We start from the raw sequence: 14,964 nt of genomic DNA on the forward strand, positions 1-14,964 counted from the left end.
GCCTTGCCCACCGCCATGACGATGCGGCCCCAATTGGCATCCTCTCCCGCGATCGCGGTCTTCACCAGCGGGGAATTGGCGATCGACATCGCGATGCGATGCGCCGACGCGTCGCTCTCGGCGCCCTCCACCGCGATCTCGATCAGTTTCGACGCGCCCTCGCCGTCGCGCACGACCAGCAGCGCGAGCTGGCGGCAGACGTCGGCCAGCGCGGCGCGGAAGGCATCGGCGCCGTTGCTGTCGTCACCCGACAGCGGCGCGTTGCCCGCCGCGCCGGTGGCGAAGGCGAGCACGGTGTCGCTGGTCGAGGTGTCGCTGTCGACCGTGATGCACGAAAAGGTGCGCGTATTCGCTGCCGACAGCGCGGCCTGGAGGAACGGCGCCTCCACCGCGGCGTCGGTGAAGATGAAGCCAAGCATCGTCGCCATATCCGGCGCGATCATCCCCGAGCCCTTGATGACCGCGGCGATCGTGACGGTCCGCCCGTCGACCACCGCGGTGGCCATCGCCCCCTTGGGATAGGTGTCGGTCGTGCCGATCGTCTCGGCCGTGGCGCGCCAGTCGGCGGCGGGTGCGGCATAGGCGGCGGCAAGCCCGGCCTGCGCCTTGTCGATCGGCAGGGGTACGCCGATGACGCCGGTGGAGGCGACGAACACGTCGGACGGGCGACAGCCGAGATGCGCCGCGGTCTGCGCCGCGATCGCCTCCACCGCGGCGCGCCCGCGATGACCGGTGAAGGCGTTCGAATTGCCCGCGTTCACCACCAAAGCGCGCGCCTCGCCCAGCACCAGCGCCTGGCGGCACCATTCTACCTCCGGTGAGGGACATTTCGACTGCGTCGTCACGCCCGCGACGGTGGTGCCGGGCGCCAGCTCCACGAACGTCAGGTCGCAGCGGTCCCAGTCCTTGTACCGCGCCCGCGCGACGCGCAGCGTGACCCCCGCAACCGGCGGCATGGTGGGGAAGGGCAGGGCGAGCGGGGAGATGGACACCGACATGGCCCCGCCATAAACCCGGCGACGATGGGGGCAAGAGTGCTGCGATGGATACGCTGGAGGATCTGAGCCGGCGTAGCGGATCGGGAACGGTCGGCGCGCCGCCGGCTTCGTCGCCATCGGGCCGCCGCCGCTTCGTCGGCAATGGGCGCGGGGTGATGCTGGGCGTGCTGGCGATCGTCGCGATCCTGACGGTCGCGCGGCTGGTGACAATGGTCTGGCTGCTGGATGCGGGCTGGGCATGGAGCCTGCGCCAGCCGCTGCCGCCGGCGGTCGACCGCTGGATGTTCCCGGGGGCGCGCGCGCCCGTCCCGCTCGATCGGGCGATGTGGCTGACGTCGGCCGATTATGCCGATGACGCCGATGACGCTCCGTGGTGGCAGCGGATCGAGCCGAGCGTGATAGGGCTGCGCGTGTCGCCGGAAGGAAAGGTGCAGGATTGCTGGACCGAACGGACCAGCGGCAGCGCGCAGCTTAACGATCTTGCGTGCGAGCGGATCATGCAGCGCGCGCGGTTCGTCCCCGCCTATGATGCCAACGGTCGCGCCGTGGCGGTGGATATCCGCCAACGGATCAACTGGATCGCCCGCCCGTATCGGATAGAGCCGCGTGAGTGGAGCTACACGATCGACGTGCCCGCGCATGGCGGCGCGTTGCGCTGCGACGCGATCATGGATGGCGAGCGCCTGGCCGTTTCTGCCAGGGAGTGCGAGCGTGAGCGTGAATGGGTACAACCGCTGCGTCGGCAGACCGGTCTGTCGGGCGCGCTTCGTATTACGGTCCGGACACGGTCGGCCGTCCGGTCCGGTGCGCCGCCCGCGCCACTGCCGCCCCCGCCGGCGCGCGCGCAGGTCGTGGAGGAAAACCGGCTGTGGATGCGGGTGGACTCCGACGGCACGGCGCATGATTGTCGCGACGAGCATATCGTGGGGGATCGGTGGGCGCCACCGGGCCGCAATCCATGCACGCTCGAACGACGGGTGGTGTCCCCGGCGACGGAAAGGGATCAGCAATGGGTGATACAGCGCCGCGTGATGGTGGAAGCGACACCGCAGCGGTGACGCCGGCGCACGAGGAGCGTCGCGCGACCGTCCTTGAAGGGCCGGTGTCGCGGCTGGGCCATAGCCTGTTGCCGGCGGTGTTGCTGGCCGTGGGCATGGCATTGCTGGTGGCCATCATCGGCCTGATCGCGGTCGCCGCGCACGACTGGATCGAAGGGCGACGCGACGTGCGTGCGGCGCAGGATGTCGCTGCCACCCGACGTGCGCCCGGTGGCCCGTCGCCCTCCATCAGCAAGGCGGGGGACGAACTTAGCTGGTTCAGCGCCGACGATTATCCGCAGGAGTCGCTGCGCCGTGACGAGCAGGGCACGGTGACCGTTCGCTGGACGATCGGCGTGGACGGCAGGGTCAGTGAATGTCACGCCGCGCAATCGAGCGGTTTTCCGCGTCTGGATGCGGTGTCCTGCGAGGTGCTGGTGAAGCGCGCACGCTATTATCCGGCGCGCAATGCGCAAGGGCAGCCGATCGCCAGTACGCGGCAGCGCCGTATCACCTGGCGCCTTCCCGAGGCGTGATCCCGTCGCAAAGGTGGACGGCGCCGTGCGCGCGTCCTATGTCCGTCCCCGCAATGAACCTGCTGCTGCTTCTTTCCGCGCTGCTGTCGGCCCTGTCCGGGCTGGGTGGGGGCGTGCGGCAGGCGCCGGTCGCGCAGCAGGGGGTGGCGCAGCAGGTGCGCGACGTCGTGGTGTCGACCGCCGCCGCGCGGGTGGCGCTGCGCCCCACGCAGCCGAATGCCGCGCTGGCGGATGTCGTCGCTGCACCTGTCGTCACCGTGCTGCGCCTGGCCGCGGCCGAGCCGATCTTCGCGCGGCGCCGGCGCGAATAACGACGCCACCGGCGGCACGCGCCGGCGATTTGCGACGTTTCCCCTTTTTTCGCGCGCGGGCCGGCATGATCCGGCGCCGCGCCGCCATCAGATACAGGATCAGGCCCATGTTCGGCGGCATCGCCAAGTCTTTGTTCGGTTCGTCCAACGACCGATACGTCAAGTCGCTCAACCCCATCCTCGCCAAGATCGCCTCGTTCGAGGACGGATTGCAGGCGATGGACGACGACACGCTGTCGCAGCAGACGGTCCGCTTTCGCGAGCGTCTGGCCGCCGGAGAGACGCTGGACGACCTGCTGCCCGAGGCGTTCGCGACGGTGCGCGAGGCGGCGCGGCGGGTGCTGGGGCAGCGGCATTACGACGTGCAGATGATCGGTGGCATCGTCCTGCATCGCGGCGAGATCGCCGAGATGCGTACCGGTGAGGGCAAGACGCTGGTCGCGACGCTGGCGACCTATCTGAACGCGCTGCCGGGGGATGGCGTCCACGTCATCACCGTCAACGATTACCTGGCCAGCCGTGACGCGGACTGGATGGGTCGCGTCTATCGCTTCCTGGGCCTGACCACGGGCGTGATCGTCCCGAACCTGACCGACGAGGAACGCCGCGCCGCTTATGCCGCGGACATCACCTATGGCACGAACAACGAGTTCGGCTTCGATTACCTGCGCGACAACATGAAGTACGAGCGCCAGCAGATGGTGCAGCGCCCGTTCGCGATGGCGATCGTCGACGAGGTGGACTCGGTGCTGATCGATGAGGCGCGCACGCCACTGATCATCTCCGGTCCGACCGACGACAAGAGCGAGCTGTATATCGGCGTCGATGAGATCGTGAAGCAGCTGTCCGAGGACGATTACGAGAAGGACGAGAAGCAGAAGACGATCGTCCTGACCGAGGACGGGACCGAGCGCGCCGAGCGGATGTTGGAAGCCGCCGGGCTCCTGCAGGGCGCGAACCTGTACGATTTTGAGAATACGCAGGTGGTCCACCACCTGAACCAGGCGCTGCGCGCGAACGTGATGTTCAAGCGCGATACGGATTACATCGTGAAGGATGGCAAGGTCGTCATCATCGACGAATTCACCGGCCGGATGATGGACGGGCGCCGCTGGTCCGACGGGCTGCACCAGGCAGTGGAGGCCAAGGAAGGCGTGACGATCGAGCCGGAAAACCAGACGATGGCGTCCATCACCTTCCAGAACTATTTCCGCATGTACCCCAAGCTGGCCGGGATGACCGGCACCGCGGCGACCGAGGCGGCGGAATTTTACGACATCTACAAGATGAACGTCGTCACCATCCCGACCAACCGGCCGGTGCACCGCATCGATGAGGAAGATACCTTCTACAAGTCGACCGAGGACAAGTTCCGCGGCATCGCGCGCACCATCCGCGAACATGCGCAAAAGGGTCAGCCGGTGCTGGTCGGCACCGTGTCGATCGAGAAGTCCGAGCTTTTGAGCGAGTTCCTGCGCCAGGAAGGTGTCGACCATTCGGTGCTGAACGCACGCTATCACGAGCGCGAGGCGCATATCGTGGCGCAGGCCGGTCGGCTGGGCGCGGTGACGATCGCCACCAACATGGCGGGCCGCGGCACCGACATCCAGCTGGGCGGCAATCTGGAGATGCGCGTCGAGGACGAACTGGCCGGGATGCCCGAAGGGCCGGAGCGCGACGCCGCGATCGAGCAGATCCGCGCCGAGATCGCGGTGGAAAAGCAGAAGGTGCTGGAGGCCGGGGGCCTGTTCGTGCTGGCGACCGAGCGGCACGAGAGCCGCCGTATCGACAATCAGCTGCGCGGCCGGTCGGGGCGGCAGGGCGATCCGGGGCTGTCGCGCTTCTACCTGTCGCTGGACGACGACCTGCTGCGCATCTTCGGCCCGGACACGCTGTTCGCCAAGATGATGCGCTCCTCGATCGAGGATGGCGAGGCGATGCCGCCGTCCAAGTGGATGACCAAGGCGATCGAGACCGCGCAGAAGAAGGTCGAGGCGCGCAACTACGACATTCGCAAGCAGGTGGTCGAATATGACGACGTCATGAACGACCAGCGCAAGGTGATCTACGAACAGCGCGCCGACATCATGGACGCCGATACGGTCGGGGAGGTCGTCAGCGACATGCGTGCCGAGACGGTGAATGCGATCGTCGGCGATGCCTGCCCGCCCAATTCCTATCCCGAGCAGTGGGACGTGCCGGGAATGAAGGCGCGGCTGGCGGAGATCCTGAACATCGAGCCGCCGATCGACGATTGGCTTCAGGAAGATGCCATCGACGTCGAGCTCGTGACCGAGCGTATCCAGGCCGAGGCCGACGCCGCGGTCACCGCCAAGTCGGCCGAGCTGGAGCCGGACACCTGGACACAGGTGGAAAAGTCGATCCTGCTCCAGAACCTGGACCATCACTGGAAGGAGCATCTGTCGACGCTCGACGCGCTGCGGCAGGTCGTCCACCTGCGTGCCTATGCGCAGAAGACGCCGATCAACGAGTACAAGCAGGAAGCCTTCAACCTGTTCCAGCGGATGCTCGACGCGATCCGCGAGGATGTGACGAAGACGATCGCACATGCGCAGTTCCGGATGCAGGAGCCGCCGCCGCTGCCCGACCTGCCCGATTTCATCACGACGCACTTCGATCCGTTCACGGGCGAGGACAATTCGAACGATATCGATGCGGGCACGCTGGGCCTCATCACCACGCAGCTGCCGCCGTTACAGATCATCCAGCCGGCAGCACCGGCGGAGCTGGGCGACGATCCGGCGAGCTGGGTCGGCGTGGTCAGCCGCAACGCGCCATGCCCGTGCGGATCTGGGCGCAAATACAAGCACTGCCACGGCGCGGCCTGATCCGATCAGCAACAGGGGTGAATATCATTCCCGTCATGCCGGACGCGTTCCGGCATCCACGGTTGGGCCTATCGCGACTGCCGGGATGTTTCGGCAAACGGCGCCGGCCATTCGATCCAGGCAATAGAAAAGGGGCTGGCGTCGGTGTGACGCCAGCCCCTTTTCGATGTCGGCAGGCCGCCTTGCTTACGGGCGCGGCAGCTTCACGGTCGGGCCGATCGAATCGACGACCGCGCGAGCGTTGAAGGCGCGGACGTTGCCGCGTTCCGGCGTGCCCTTGAACATCACGATCTCCGCCGAGGCCTCGTAGCGGTCGATGGTGCGGATGTCGGCACCGCCGCCCCACGCCCAGGGATCGCCCCAGAACGGATCCCACGCGCGATAGCCCCAGCCGCGGCCATAGAAGCCCCAGCGCGGACCCCACAGCCCGCCGCCCCAGCCGCCGAAGCCCGGACCCCAGGCGCCCGGCGTCGAATAGGTCCGCGCCTGACGGTCGGTGTCGCGATCGGCCATGACGAAATAGTCATAGCCGTTCTGCAATGTCAGCTCCGCCGCGCGGAACAGCAGATAGCGTTCGACGACGTCGCGATCGGTGACCGTGTTGCCCGCGAAGGTGACGCGGAAACGGTTCGGCTCGATCTGCGTATCGCTGTAACCGGTGCGATAGAAACCCGATCCGGTCGCCGGGCGATAGGTCGTTTCGGTCGCGCACGCGGCGACCAGAGTCGTGCTGGCTGCCAGCGCCACCACCATGGCCCTTCGGCCCCAGTTCTTCAGCATCTACTAACCCTCCAACGCACGGGCCTTGATCCAGGCAGTGCGATGGGTATCGCATAGCCGCTGGCAGTGGAACGTGCGATGAACGGTTTCGCTCCGACGACAAGCTGCGACGCCGCAGCGCGGGGCCTGGTGACCGCAAAAAGAACCGCACAAGGGGGTTGCGCCGCCCAAATCCGCGTTTATAGACGCTGCCTCACGCTGTTCCCTGATAGCTCAGCGGTAGAGCTCTCGACTGTTAATCGAGCGGCCGTAGGTTCGAATCCTACTCAGGGAGCCACCTCTTTTCTAAACATCGTCGGCCACCACCACGCCAGGCGTATCGCCATGGCGCCTTCGTCGTGCCCGGTTTCTAAAACGATCGACTTGCATCGTCCCTGCGGGGCGGCCATGCCATTTCCAACGACAAGGGAGAGGATGATGGCCGAGTTTGCTGGCAAGCATGTGTTCGTCGCGGGGGCGTCAAGCGGGATCAACCTGGAGATCGCGCACGCCTTCGGCGCGACCGGCGCGAAGGTGACGGTGCTGAGCCGCAGCGAGGAGAAGATCGCGGCGGCGGCGCAGGGTCTTCGCGATGCGGGGGCGACCGCGCTGGGGATTGCGTGCGATGTGCGCGACTATGCGGGGCTGGAGGCGGCGTTCGCGCAAGGCGTGGCGGTGCACGGCCCGGTCGACGTACTGGTTTCGGGTGCGGCGGGCAATTTCCTGGCGCCCGCGTTGAAGACCAGCGCCAACGCCTTCAAGACCGTGATCGATATCGACCTGCTGGGCACATACAACGTGTTCCGCGCCAGCTGGGATCACCTCACCAAGCCGGGGGCGTCGCTGATCGCGATCACCGCGGGGCAGGCGGTGCACCCGATGGCGTTTCAGATTCACGCGTGCGCCGCGAAGGCCGGGGTCAATATGGTCACCAAGTGCCTGGCGCTGGAATGGGGACCGGCGGGCGTGCGCGTCAACGCCATCTCCCCCGGCCCGATCGCTGATACCGAGGGGATGCGCCGGCTGGCCGACCCGGTGCGCGAGGCGAAGATCAAGAAGTCGCTGCCGCTGCGCGATTACGGCACCAAGGCGGATATCGCGGAAGCGGCGATGTTCCTGTCGAGCCCGGCGGCCAAATATATCACCGGCACGATCCTCAACGTCGACGGCGGCAATGACCTGGGCGATGCCAGCGCCGATGCACTGGCCATCGGGGGGTGACGCCCCCGCCGCGCCGCGCGGTCAGGCGATGAACTGTTCCATCGTGATGCGATCGTCGAGCGCATGTTCGGGATCGAACAGCAGCGTCAACTCGCGCGCGCGGTCCATCGCGATATCGACCTGCGCGACGTCGCGGATCTCGCGCTGATCGGCGACTGCCGAGACCGGGCGCTTGGCGGCGTCGAGCACCCGTAGCGCAACGCGCGCACGGTCCGGCAGGATCGCGCCGCGCCAGCGCCGAGGGCGAAACGCGCTGATCGCCGTCAGCGCCAGCATCTGCGATCCCAGCGGCAGTATCGGACCGTGCGCGGAGAGGTTGTAGGCGGTGGATCCCGCAGGCGTGGCGACGAGTATGCCGTCGCACGACAGTTCGTCCAGCACGATGCGGTCGTTGACCTTCACCTCGATCTTCGCGGTCTGCCGCGTTTCGCGCAGCAGCGACACTTCGTTGATCGCGGGCAACGTATGGACCCGGCCGTCCACCCCCACGGCGGTGGCGGTCAGCGGGGTCACCTGGAACGCGCGCGCACGCTCGATCCGGCCGTCCAGATCGTGGCGGCGCCATTCGTTCATCATGAAGCCGACGGTGCCCAGGTTCATCCCGAACACCGGGATGATCGGCCGCCGCCGCTCCAGCAGAATATGCAGTGTCTGGAGCATGAAGCCGTCGCCGCCCAGCGCGACGACCAGATCGGCATCGTCCAGCGAGCACCAGTCCCAGGCATCGGCCAGTTCGGCGCGCGCCGCCTGCGCGGGCGGGGTGGGCGAGGCGACCAGCGCCCGCCGCGGATAGCGGCTCATCCCCCGGTCACGCTCATGTGGCGCGACACCGCCGGCGCGGCATCGCGCGCGATGCGGAAATCGTGGCGGCGCGGCTTGGTGGTCAACGCATCCTCGATCGCGGCGTCGAGCGCCGCTACGCCGCCGTCCCGCAGCGCCGCGCGCAGATTGCGCTGATCGTCATGGCCCAGGCAGGTGTACAGCCGCCCCTCGGTCGTCAGCCGGACGCGGTTGCAGCCGTCGCAGAAATTGGCGGTCAGCGGCGAGATGAGACCGAGCCGCGTGCCCGTCCCCTCGATCCGCCAGTAGCGCGCCGGACCGCCGGTTCCGTTCGTATCGCGGACCAGCGGGAACAGCGGGTCGAGCCGCTCCTTCACCGCGGTGAGCGGCAGGAACCGATCGGTGCGATCCTCATCGATCGCGCCCAGCGGCATCGTCTCGATCAGGGTCAGGTCGTGCCCCTGCGCGATGCACCAGTCGAGCATCGCGGGAATGTCGTCCTCGTTCAGGCCCTTCAGCGCAACCATGTTGATCTTCACAGTCAGCCCTGCGTCGCGCGCGGCGGCGATACCGTCCAGCACCTGCGCGATATCGCCGTGGCGGGTGATGAAGCGGAAGCGATCGGCGTCGAGCGTATCGACGCTGACGTTCAGGCGGCGGATTCCCGCGTCATACAGCGCGGCGGCATGATCGCGCAGCCGGGTGCCGTTGGTGGTCATCGTCAGTTCGTCGAGCGGCCCGCCGACATGCCGGCCCAGCCGCTGCACCAGTTGCAGCACGTCGCGCCGCACCAGCGGTTCGCCGCCGGACAGCCGCACCTTGCGCACGCCGCGCGCGATGAAGCGTTCGGCGATCACCGCCAGCTCCTCCAGCGTGGCGATCTTCGCACGCGGCAGGAAGGTCATCTCCTCCGCCATGCAATAGCGGCAGCGCAGGTCGCAGCGATCGGTAACGGAGATGCGCAGATAGCGGATCGTCCGGCCGAACCCGTCGACCAGCGGCGCTTGCGTCCTGTTTTCGGTCATCTGCGTCACAACGAAAGAGCTAGGCATCTGTTCATCCGGGAGCAAGAGCCGATTGCCCCGCCTGTCCCGCCCCCTTACGAGGCGGGGGTGAGCAGGGAGCAAGAGCAGACAGACGCGCCGCGGGACGACCGCCGCGCCGCGGGGCGGGCGGCGACCCCCGAGCAGGTCCGGTTCGTCGCCGATACGGGGGCGAGCGCCGGCGGCGTGACCGCGATCGTCGCCGCGCCGACCAGTTTCGAGATCGTCAACGCCGCGTTCGGACGCACGCTGGGCGACCGGCTGGTGCAGGCGATGGCCGCGCGGCTCGACGCGGTGCTGGCCGATTATCGCAGCGTCGCGGAGCGCGCCGGCGCCACTTTTTCGATGCTGGTCGGCGGGCCGCCGGCCGAGGGCGACCGGGCGGCGGCGGCGGTCGAGCGTGCGCTGGGCGCGCCGTTCGCGGTGGAAGGCGAGACGATCCATGTCGGCGCGCGGATCGGGCTGGCGCGGATGAGCGAGGGCGAGCCGGTAAGCGACCTGCTGTTCCGGGCGGCCGGTGCGCTGGAGCGCGCCCGCGCCAGCGACGGCGCCACCACGCGCGTGGCGAGCGAGGGCGAGGGCGCGGCGCTGGCGGCGCTGGCCGCGGACCTCCACCGCGCGATCGAGCGCGGCGAGATCGACGTGCTGTTCCAGCCGCAGGTGGCGATGGCCGATGGCCGCATCATCGGCGCGGAGGCGCTGGTGCGCTGGGCGCATCCACGGCTCGGCCCGCTGGGCGCGGAACGGTTGCTGGCGGCGGCGGAGCGTGCCGACCTGGGCGTGGCGCTATCCGACCATGTCCAGACGCTGGCGATGGCGCGGATGGCGATGTGGCCGGAATCCTTGCGCGGGCTGCGGGTGTCGCTGAACGTCACCGCGGCGGACATCTCGCGCGACGGCTTCGCCGCGCAGTTCCTCGATCGCGTAGCGGCGGCGGGGATCGCGCCGGAACAGGTGACCGCGGAGGTGACCGAAAGCGGCGTGATCCATGATCTGGCGGCGGCGAACCGCGCGCTGGCCGCGCTGCGGGAGGGCGGGTGCCGGGTGGCGCTGGACGATTTCGGGACCGGCTATTCCAGCCTCGCCTATCTGTCGCAACTGCCGCTGGATTACCTCAAGATCGACCGCGCGCTGACGCAGGCGATCGACGGCGACGCGCGCGGGCGCACGGTCGTAGACGGCGTCATCACGATCGCCGCCGGACTGGGGCTGGAGACGATCGCGGAGGGTGTCGAGACCGAGGCGCAGCGCGCCTTGCTGGCGGCGCGTGGCTGCACTTACTATCAGGGCTTCCTGTGCGCCGGGGCGCTCGACGATGCGGCGCTGGCGCGGCTGGTGGAGGGTCGGCGATGAGATATGGCGTGGCGATCGCGGCGGCGGCGATGATGGCGCCCGCGGCGGCCGGGGCGCAGGCCGCGGCGACGCCGCAGGTCGCGATCACGGCCGCGATGGCCGACAGTGCGGCGGGCTGGGATGCGGGCGACTTGCCGAAGTTCATGGCGATCTATGCCGATGATGCCATCTATGTCGCAGGCGACAAGGTGGTCGGCGGCAAGGCGGCGATCGCGGCGCGTTATGCCAAAAGCTTCACGGCCGGCGGCAATGCCCGCGGGCGGCTGCGTTTCCAGCCGCAGGCGTGGCGGACGCTGAGCGCGGTCCACATGCTGCTGGTGGCGCGCTGGACGCTGACGCCCGACGGCGATGCCAAGCCGCAGACGGGACTGACGACGCTGGTGTTCGAGCGGCGCAAGGCGGGCTGGCGGATCATTTCGGATCACAGCAGCTGAGGACGGCGCGGCGCGTGACTCCGGGGAGATCCCGGCTTTCGCCGGGATGACGCCTGGGGCGGGCCGCGATGATGTTTGCGGCCGGCGTCACCCCGCCGCCTTGGCCAACCCCTTCGACAGTTGCAGCGCGCCGTGCAGCCGCGCTTGCGGGTCGTTCCACGCGCGTGTCAGCGCCAGTTTCGAATCCGGGCGCAGCTTCGCGATGCCGCCCAGCTTGTCGACATAGGCGAGCAGGGCCGGCACGTTGGGCGGCGTATCGTCGTGGAAGGTCACCAGTGCGCCCTTCGGCCCCACGTCCAGCTTGGCGACGCACGCGGTTCGCGCATTGAGCTTGATCTCCATGATCTTGACCAGATTGTCGGTCGCCTCCGGCAGCGCGCCGAAGCGGTCGATCATTTCCGCGGCGAATTCCTCCAGTCCGCGCACGTCCTCCACATCGTTGAGGCGGCGGTACAGGCCCATGCGCAGGTCGAGGTCGGGGACGTACTCCTCAGGGATCAGGATCGGCGCATCGACGGTGATCTGCGGCGAGAAGTCGCGCTGGCGCTCGCGCAGGCCGCCCGCCTTGGCCTCCATGATCGCCTCTTCCAGCATCGACTGGTAGAGTTCGTAACCGACTTCCTTGATATGCCCCGATTGCTCGTCGCCCAGCAGGTTGCCGGCGCCGCGGATGTCGAGATCGTGGCTGGCGAGCTGGAAACCGGCGCCGAGCGAATCGAGGTCGGACAGCACCTTCAGCCGCTTCTCCGCCGCCTCGGTCATCTGCCGTTCGGGGGGCGCGACCATATAGGCGTAGGCGCGCGTCTTCGACCGGCCGACGCGGCCGCGCAGCTGGTAGAGCTGCGCCAGCCCGAAGCGGTCGGCGCGATTGACAATCATCGTGTTGGCGGACGGAATGTCGATGCCGCTTTCGATGATGGTGGTCGACACCAGCACCTCGAACTTGCGGTCGTAGAAGGCGCTCATCCGCTCCTCGACCTCGGTCGGCGCCATCTGGCCGTGCGCGACGACGTAGCGGACCTCGGGCACTTCCTTGCGCAGATACTCCTCAAGATCCGGCAGGTCGGCGACGCGGGGGGTGACCACGAAGCTTTGCCCGCCGCGATAATGTTCGCGCAGCAGCGCCTCGCGCAGGACGACCGGATCCCACGGCATGACATAGGTGCGCACCGCCAGGCGATCGACCGGCGGGGTCTGGATCACCGACAGCTCGCGCAGCCCCGACATTGCCATCTGGAGCGTGCGCGGGATGGGCGTGGCGGTGAGCGTCAGCATATGGACGTCGGCGCGCAGCGTCTTGAGCCGTTCCTTGTGCGTCACCCCGAACCGCTGTTCCTCATCGACGATGACGAGGCCGAGGCGCTTGAAATCGACGCCCTTGGCGAGCAGCGCGTGGGTGCCGATGACGATGTCGATCGTGCCCGCGGCCAGGCCCTCCTTGACCTTCTTCGCCTCGGCGGCGGGGACGAGGCGGGAGAGACGCCCGATCTCCAGCGGGAAGCCCTCGAACCGTTGCAGGAAATTCTGGTGGTGCTGACGCGCGAGCAGCGTGGTGGGGCACACGACCGCCACCTGCATCCCCGCCATCGCCGCGACGAAGGCGGCGCGCAACGCGACCTCGGTCTTGCCGAAGCCGACGTCGCCGACGATCAGCCGGTCCATCGGCTTGCCCGCCGACAGATCGCCCAGCACGTCGGCGATCGCGCGATCCTGATCGTCGGTTTCCTCGTACGGGAAGCGATCGACGAAACTGGGATAGCCGCTCTGGTCCGGCTCCGCGACCTCGCCGGGGCGCAGCGCGCGTTCGGCGGCGACCGCGATCAGCTCACCCGCGATCTCGCGGATGCGCTCCTTCATCTTCGACTTGCGGCGCTGCCATGCCTCGCCGCCGAGCCGGTCGAGCGTGCCGCCCTCCTCCGACGAGCCGTAGCGCGAGAGGACCTCGAGGTTTTCGACCGGGATGTAGAGCTTGTCGCCGCCGGCATATTCCAGTGCGACGCAATCGTGCGGCGCCTTCGCGACCGGCACCTGCGTCAGCCCGACATAGCGGCCGATGCCGTGATCGGTATGCACCACCAGATCGCCAGGCGACAGCGTCGCCAGTTCGGCGAGGAAGGCGTCGGCGGACTTGCGGCGCTTGGTGCGGCGGATCAGCCGGTCGCCCAGCATGTCCTGCTCGGTCAGCACCGCGACGTCGGGCGCGGCGAAGCCATGGTCGAGCGGCACGACCGTCAGCGCGACGCCGCGATCGGCGATGCCCAGCGCCTCCTGCCACGTATCGGCCAGCGCCGCGCCGGTCAGGCCGTGGTCCTGAAGGAGGCTGCGCAGGCGTTCCCGCGCGCCGATCGAATAGCTGGCGAGCACCGGCTTGCGGCCGTCCTTGCGCAGCCGGGCGACGTGCGCGACGACCGCTTCGTAGACGTTGCTCTGGTTCGCGCGCTCCGGCGCGAAGTCGCGCGGGCCGTCGACGTTGAAGTCGAGCACCGTCGCCGATTCGGGTTCGTGGAACGGCGTGACGAGATGCGCGGGCGCGTCCGCGACGCGCGCGGCCCATTCCTTCGGATCGAGATACAGCGTCTTCGCCGGCAGCGCGCGATAGCTGCCCGGTTCGGCCGCCTCGGCGCGTTTGCGATTGTCGTAATAATCGGCGATTGCCTCCAGGCGCGATCCGACCGCCGCGGGCGTGCCGGCATCGCGCACGACGATCGCGTCGTCGCCCAGATGGTCCCACACCGTCGCCAGCTTGTCCTCGAACAGCGGCAGCCAGTGTTCCATGCCCGCCAGCCGTCGTCCCTCGCTGACCGCCTGATACAGCGGATCGCCCGTGGCGGTGGCGCCGAACGTCTCGCGATAGCGGGTGCGGAACCGCTTCACGCTGTCCTCGTCGAGCAGCGCTTCGGAGGCGGGGAGCAGGACGAAGCGGTCGATCCGCCCGGTGGTGCGCTGGTCGGCGGGGTCGAAGGTGCGCACGCTTTCGATCTCGTCGCCGAAGAAATCGAGGCGCAGCGCCTGCTGCTCGCCGCTGGGGAACAGATCGACCAGCCCACCTCGGACCGCATATTCGCCCTGATCGTGGACGGTATCGGTGCGGACGTAGCCGTTCGCCTGGAGCAGCGCGCCCAGTTTCTCGATCCCCAGCCGCGCGCCCGGCTTCAGCTCCGCCACCAGTTGCCGGATGCGGAACGGCGTCAGCGTGCGCTGCGTCATCGCATTGACGGTGGTCAACACCAGCTGCGCCGCGCCTGGCTTGTGCTGGAGCCGGTGGAGCGTGCCGATCCGTTCGGCCATGATCCGCAGCGTCGGGCTGGCGCGATCGAAGGGCAGGCAGTCCCAGGCAGGCAGCTGCACCACCTCCAGCTCCGGCGCGAAGAAGGTAGCGGCACCGGCGATCGCGCGCATTTGCGCCTCGTCGGGGGCGACGAATACCGCGCGGGCGGGCGCGGCGCGCGCCAGATCGGCGAGTAGCACCGGCAGGAAGCCGGCCGGCACGCCGGACAGGGTCAGCGGCGCGGCGGCCTTCAGGATCGTGGACAGGTCGGGCATCAGAAACCTTCATAGCCCTCTCCCCACCGGGGAGAGGGTTGGGAGAGGGGCGGGTGTCTCACCGAGAGGCTCGCCTCTGCGAGACCCCGGCCCCTCACCC

Annotated in this window: 12 protein-coding genes and 1 tRNA gene; 8 read left to right on the forward strand and 5 right to left on the reverse strand. The window is 68.5% G+C overall.

Annotated features, from left to right (window positions below; genetic code table 11):
- Window positions 1-998: bifunctional glutamate N-acetyltransferase/amino-acid acetyltransferase ArgJ (argJ, locus tag AX685_RS15930; protein ID WP_066490413.1), on the reverse strand; the 998-nt coding region annotated here is incomplete at its 3' end.
- 44 nt (window positions 999-1,042) lie between these two features.
- Here argJ and AX685_RS21765 point away from each other — a divergent pair.
- The 4 genes from AX685_RS21765 to secA all read left to right on the forward strand — a co-directional run bounded on the left by AX685_RS21765 (window position 1,043) and on the right by secA (window position 5,731).
- The gene (locus tag AX685_RS21765) at window positions 1,043-2,056 is read left to right on the forward strand and encodes an energy transducer TonB (protein WP_066490416.1); all 1,014 of its coding nucleotides are present in this window, start codon (window positions 1,043-1,045) and stop codon (window positions 2,054-2,056) included.
- Window positions 2,053-2,571 carry an energy transducer TonB gene (locus AX685_RS15940; protein WP_066490418.1) on the forward strand — a complete coding sequence of 173 codons (519 nt, stop codon included), beginning with the start codon at window positions 2,053-2,055 and terminating at the stop codon, window positions 2,569-2,571. The genes AX685_RS21765 and AX685_RS15940 overlap by 4 nt, the downstream gene beginning before the upstream one ends.
- 38 nt (window positions 2,572-2,609) lie before the next feature.
- Window positions 2,610-2,882, forward strand: a complete 273-nt coding sequence (locus AX685_RS15945; protein ID WP_231738944.1) for a hypothetical protein — start codon at window positions 2,610-2,612, stop codon at window positions 2,880-2,882.
- Between the two features lie 107 nt (window positions 2,883-2,989).
- Window positions 2,990-5,731 (forward strand): preprotein translocase subunit SecA, encoded by a 2,742-nt coding sequence (gene secA, locus AX685_RS15950; RefSeq protein ID WP_066490420.1) that lies wholly within the window; start codon window positions 2,990-2,992, stop codon window positions 5,729-5,731.
- A gap of 186 nt (window positions 5,732-5,917) precedes the next feature.
- Here secA and AX685_RS15955 read toward each other — a convergent pair whose 3' ends face one another.
- A complete protein-coding gene (locus AX685_RS15955; RefSeq protein WP_231738947.1) occupies window positions 5,918-6,511 on the reverse strand; it encodes a CC0125/CC1285 family lipoprotein in 594 nt (197 codons plus the stop codon).
- Between the two features lie 202 nt (window positions 6,512-6,713).
- Here AX685_RS15955 and AX685_RS15960 point away from each other — a divergent pair.
- Both AX685_RS15960 and AX685_RS15965 read left to right on the forward strand, forming a co-directional pair.
- Window positions 6,714-6,788: transfer RNA gene (locus tag AX685_RS15960), tRNA-Asn, on the forward strand.
- Between the two features lie 140 nt (window positions 6,789-6,928).
- Window positions 6,929-7,711, forward strand: coding sequence for an SDR family oxidoreductase (locus AX685_RS15965; protein ID WP_231738949.1), 783 nt, complete (start codon window positions 6,929-6,931; stop codon window positions 7,709-7,711).
- Window positions 7,712-7,732: 21 nt separating this feature from the next.
- On the opposite strand, the gene AX685_RS15970 is transcribed toward AX685_RS15965, so the two are convergent.
- A complete protein-coding gene (locus AX685_RS15970) occupies window positions 7,733-8,512 on the reverse strand; it encodes an NAD kinase (RefSeq protein ID WP_066490422.1) in 780 nt (259 codons plus the stop codon).
- Window positions 8,509-9,516 carry a GTP 3',8-cyclase MoaA gene (gene moaA / locus AX685_RS15975; RefSeq protein WP_066490424.1) on the reverse strand — a complete coding sequence of 336 codons (1,008 nt, stop codon included), beginning with the start codon at window positions 9,514-9,516 and terminating at the stop codon, window positions 8,509-8,511. Before moaA ends, AX685_RS15970 begins: the two co-directional genes overlap by 4 nt.
- Before the next feature lie 87 nt (window positions 9,517-9,603).
- Between moaA and AX685_RS15980 the strand changes: the two genes are divergently transcribed.
- Window positions 9,604-10,887: a GGDEF domain-containing phosphodiesterase gene (locus AX685_RS15980; RefSeq protein ID WP_066490426.1), complete on the forward strand. Its 1,284-nt coding sequence runs from the start codon at window positions 9,604-9,606 to the stop codon at window positions 10,885-10,887.
- Entirely contained in the window at window positions 10,884-11,321 is a 438-nt protein-coding gene (locus AX685_RS15985) for a YybH family protein (protein WP_231738951.1), read from the forward strand. The genes AX685_RS15980 and AX685_RS15985 overlap by 4 nt, the downstream gene beginning before the upstream one ends.
- Window positions 11,322-11,408: 87 nt before the next feature.
- Here AX685_RS15985 and mfd read toward each other — a convergent pair whose 3' ends face one another.
- A complete protein-coding gene (gene mfd / locus AX685_RS15990) occupies window positions 11,409-14,864 on the reverse strand; it encodes a transcription-repair coupling factor (protein WP_066490429.1) in 3,456 nt (1,151 codons plus the stop codon).
- Between the last annotated feature and the right edge of the window lie 100 nt (window positions 14,865-14,964).

The sequence above is a fragment of the Sphingomonas sp. CCH9-F2 genome (genome assembly GCF_001556735.1).
Lineage (GTDB): Bacteria > Pseudomonadota > Alphaproteobacteria > Sphingomonadales > Sphingomonadaceae > Sphingomonas > Sphingomonas ginsenosidimutans.

Coding starts and splice junctions, on each gene's coding strand:
- AX685_RS21765 (WP_066490416.1), top strand. CDS start 1,043: ATGGATACGCTGGAGGATCTGAGCCGGCGTAGCGGATCGGGAACGGTC.
- AX685_RS15945 (WP_231738944.1), top strand. CDS start 2,610: ATGTCCGTCCCCGCAATGAACCTGCTGCTGCTTCTTTCCGCGCTGCTG.
- secA (WP_066490420.1), top strand. CDS start 2,990: ATGTTCGGCGGCATCGCCAAGTCTTTGTTCGGTTCGTCCAACGACCGA.
- AX685_RS15955 (WP_231738947.1), bottom strand. CDS start 6,511: ATGCTGAAGAACTGGGGCCGAAGGGCCATGGTGGTGGCGCTGGCAGCC.
- AX685_RS15965 (WP_231738949.1), top strand. CDS start 6,929: ATGGCCGAGTTTGCTGGCAAGCATGTGTTCGTCGCGGGGGCGTCAAGC.
- AX685_RS15970 (WP_066490422.1), bottom strand. CDS start 8,512: ATGAGCCGCTATCCGCGGCGGGCGCTGGTCGCCTCGCCCACCCCGCCC.
- moaA (WP_066490424.1), bottom strand. CDS start 9,516: ATGACCGAAAACAGGACGCAAGCGCCGCTGGTCGACGGGTTCGGCCGG.
- AX685_RS15985 (WP_231738951.1), top strand. CDS start 10,884: ATGAGATATGGCGTGGCGATCGCGGCGGCGGCGATGATGGCGCCCGCG.
- mfd (WP_066490429.1), bottom strand. CDS start 14,864: ATGCCCGACCTGTCCACGATCCTGAAGGCCGCCGCGCCGCTGACCCTG.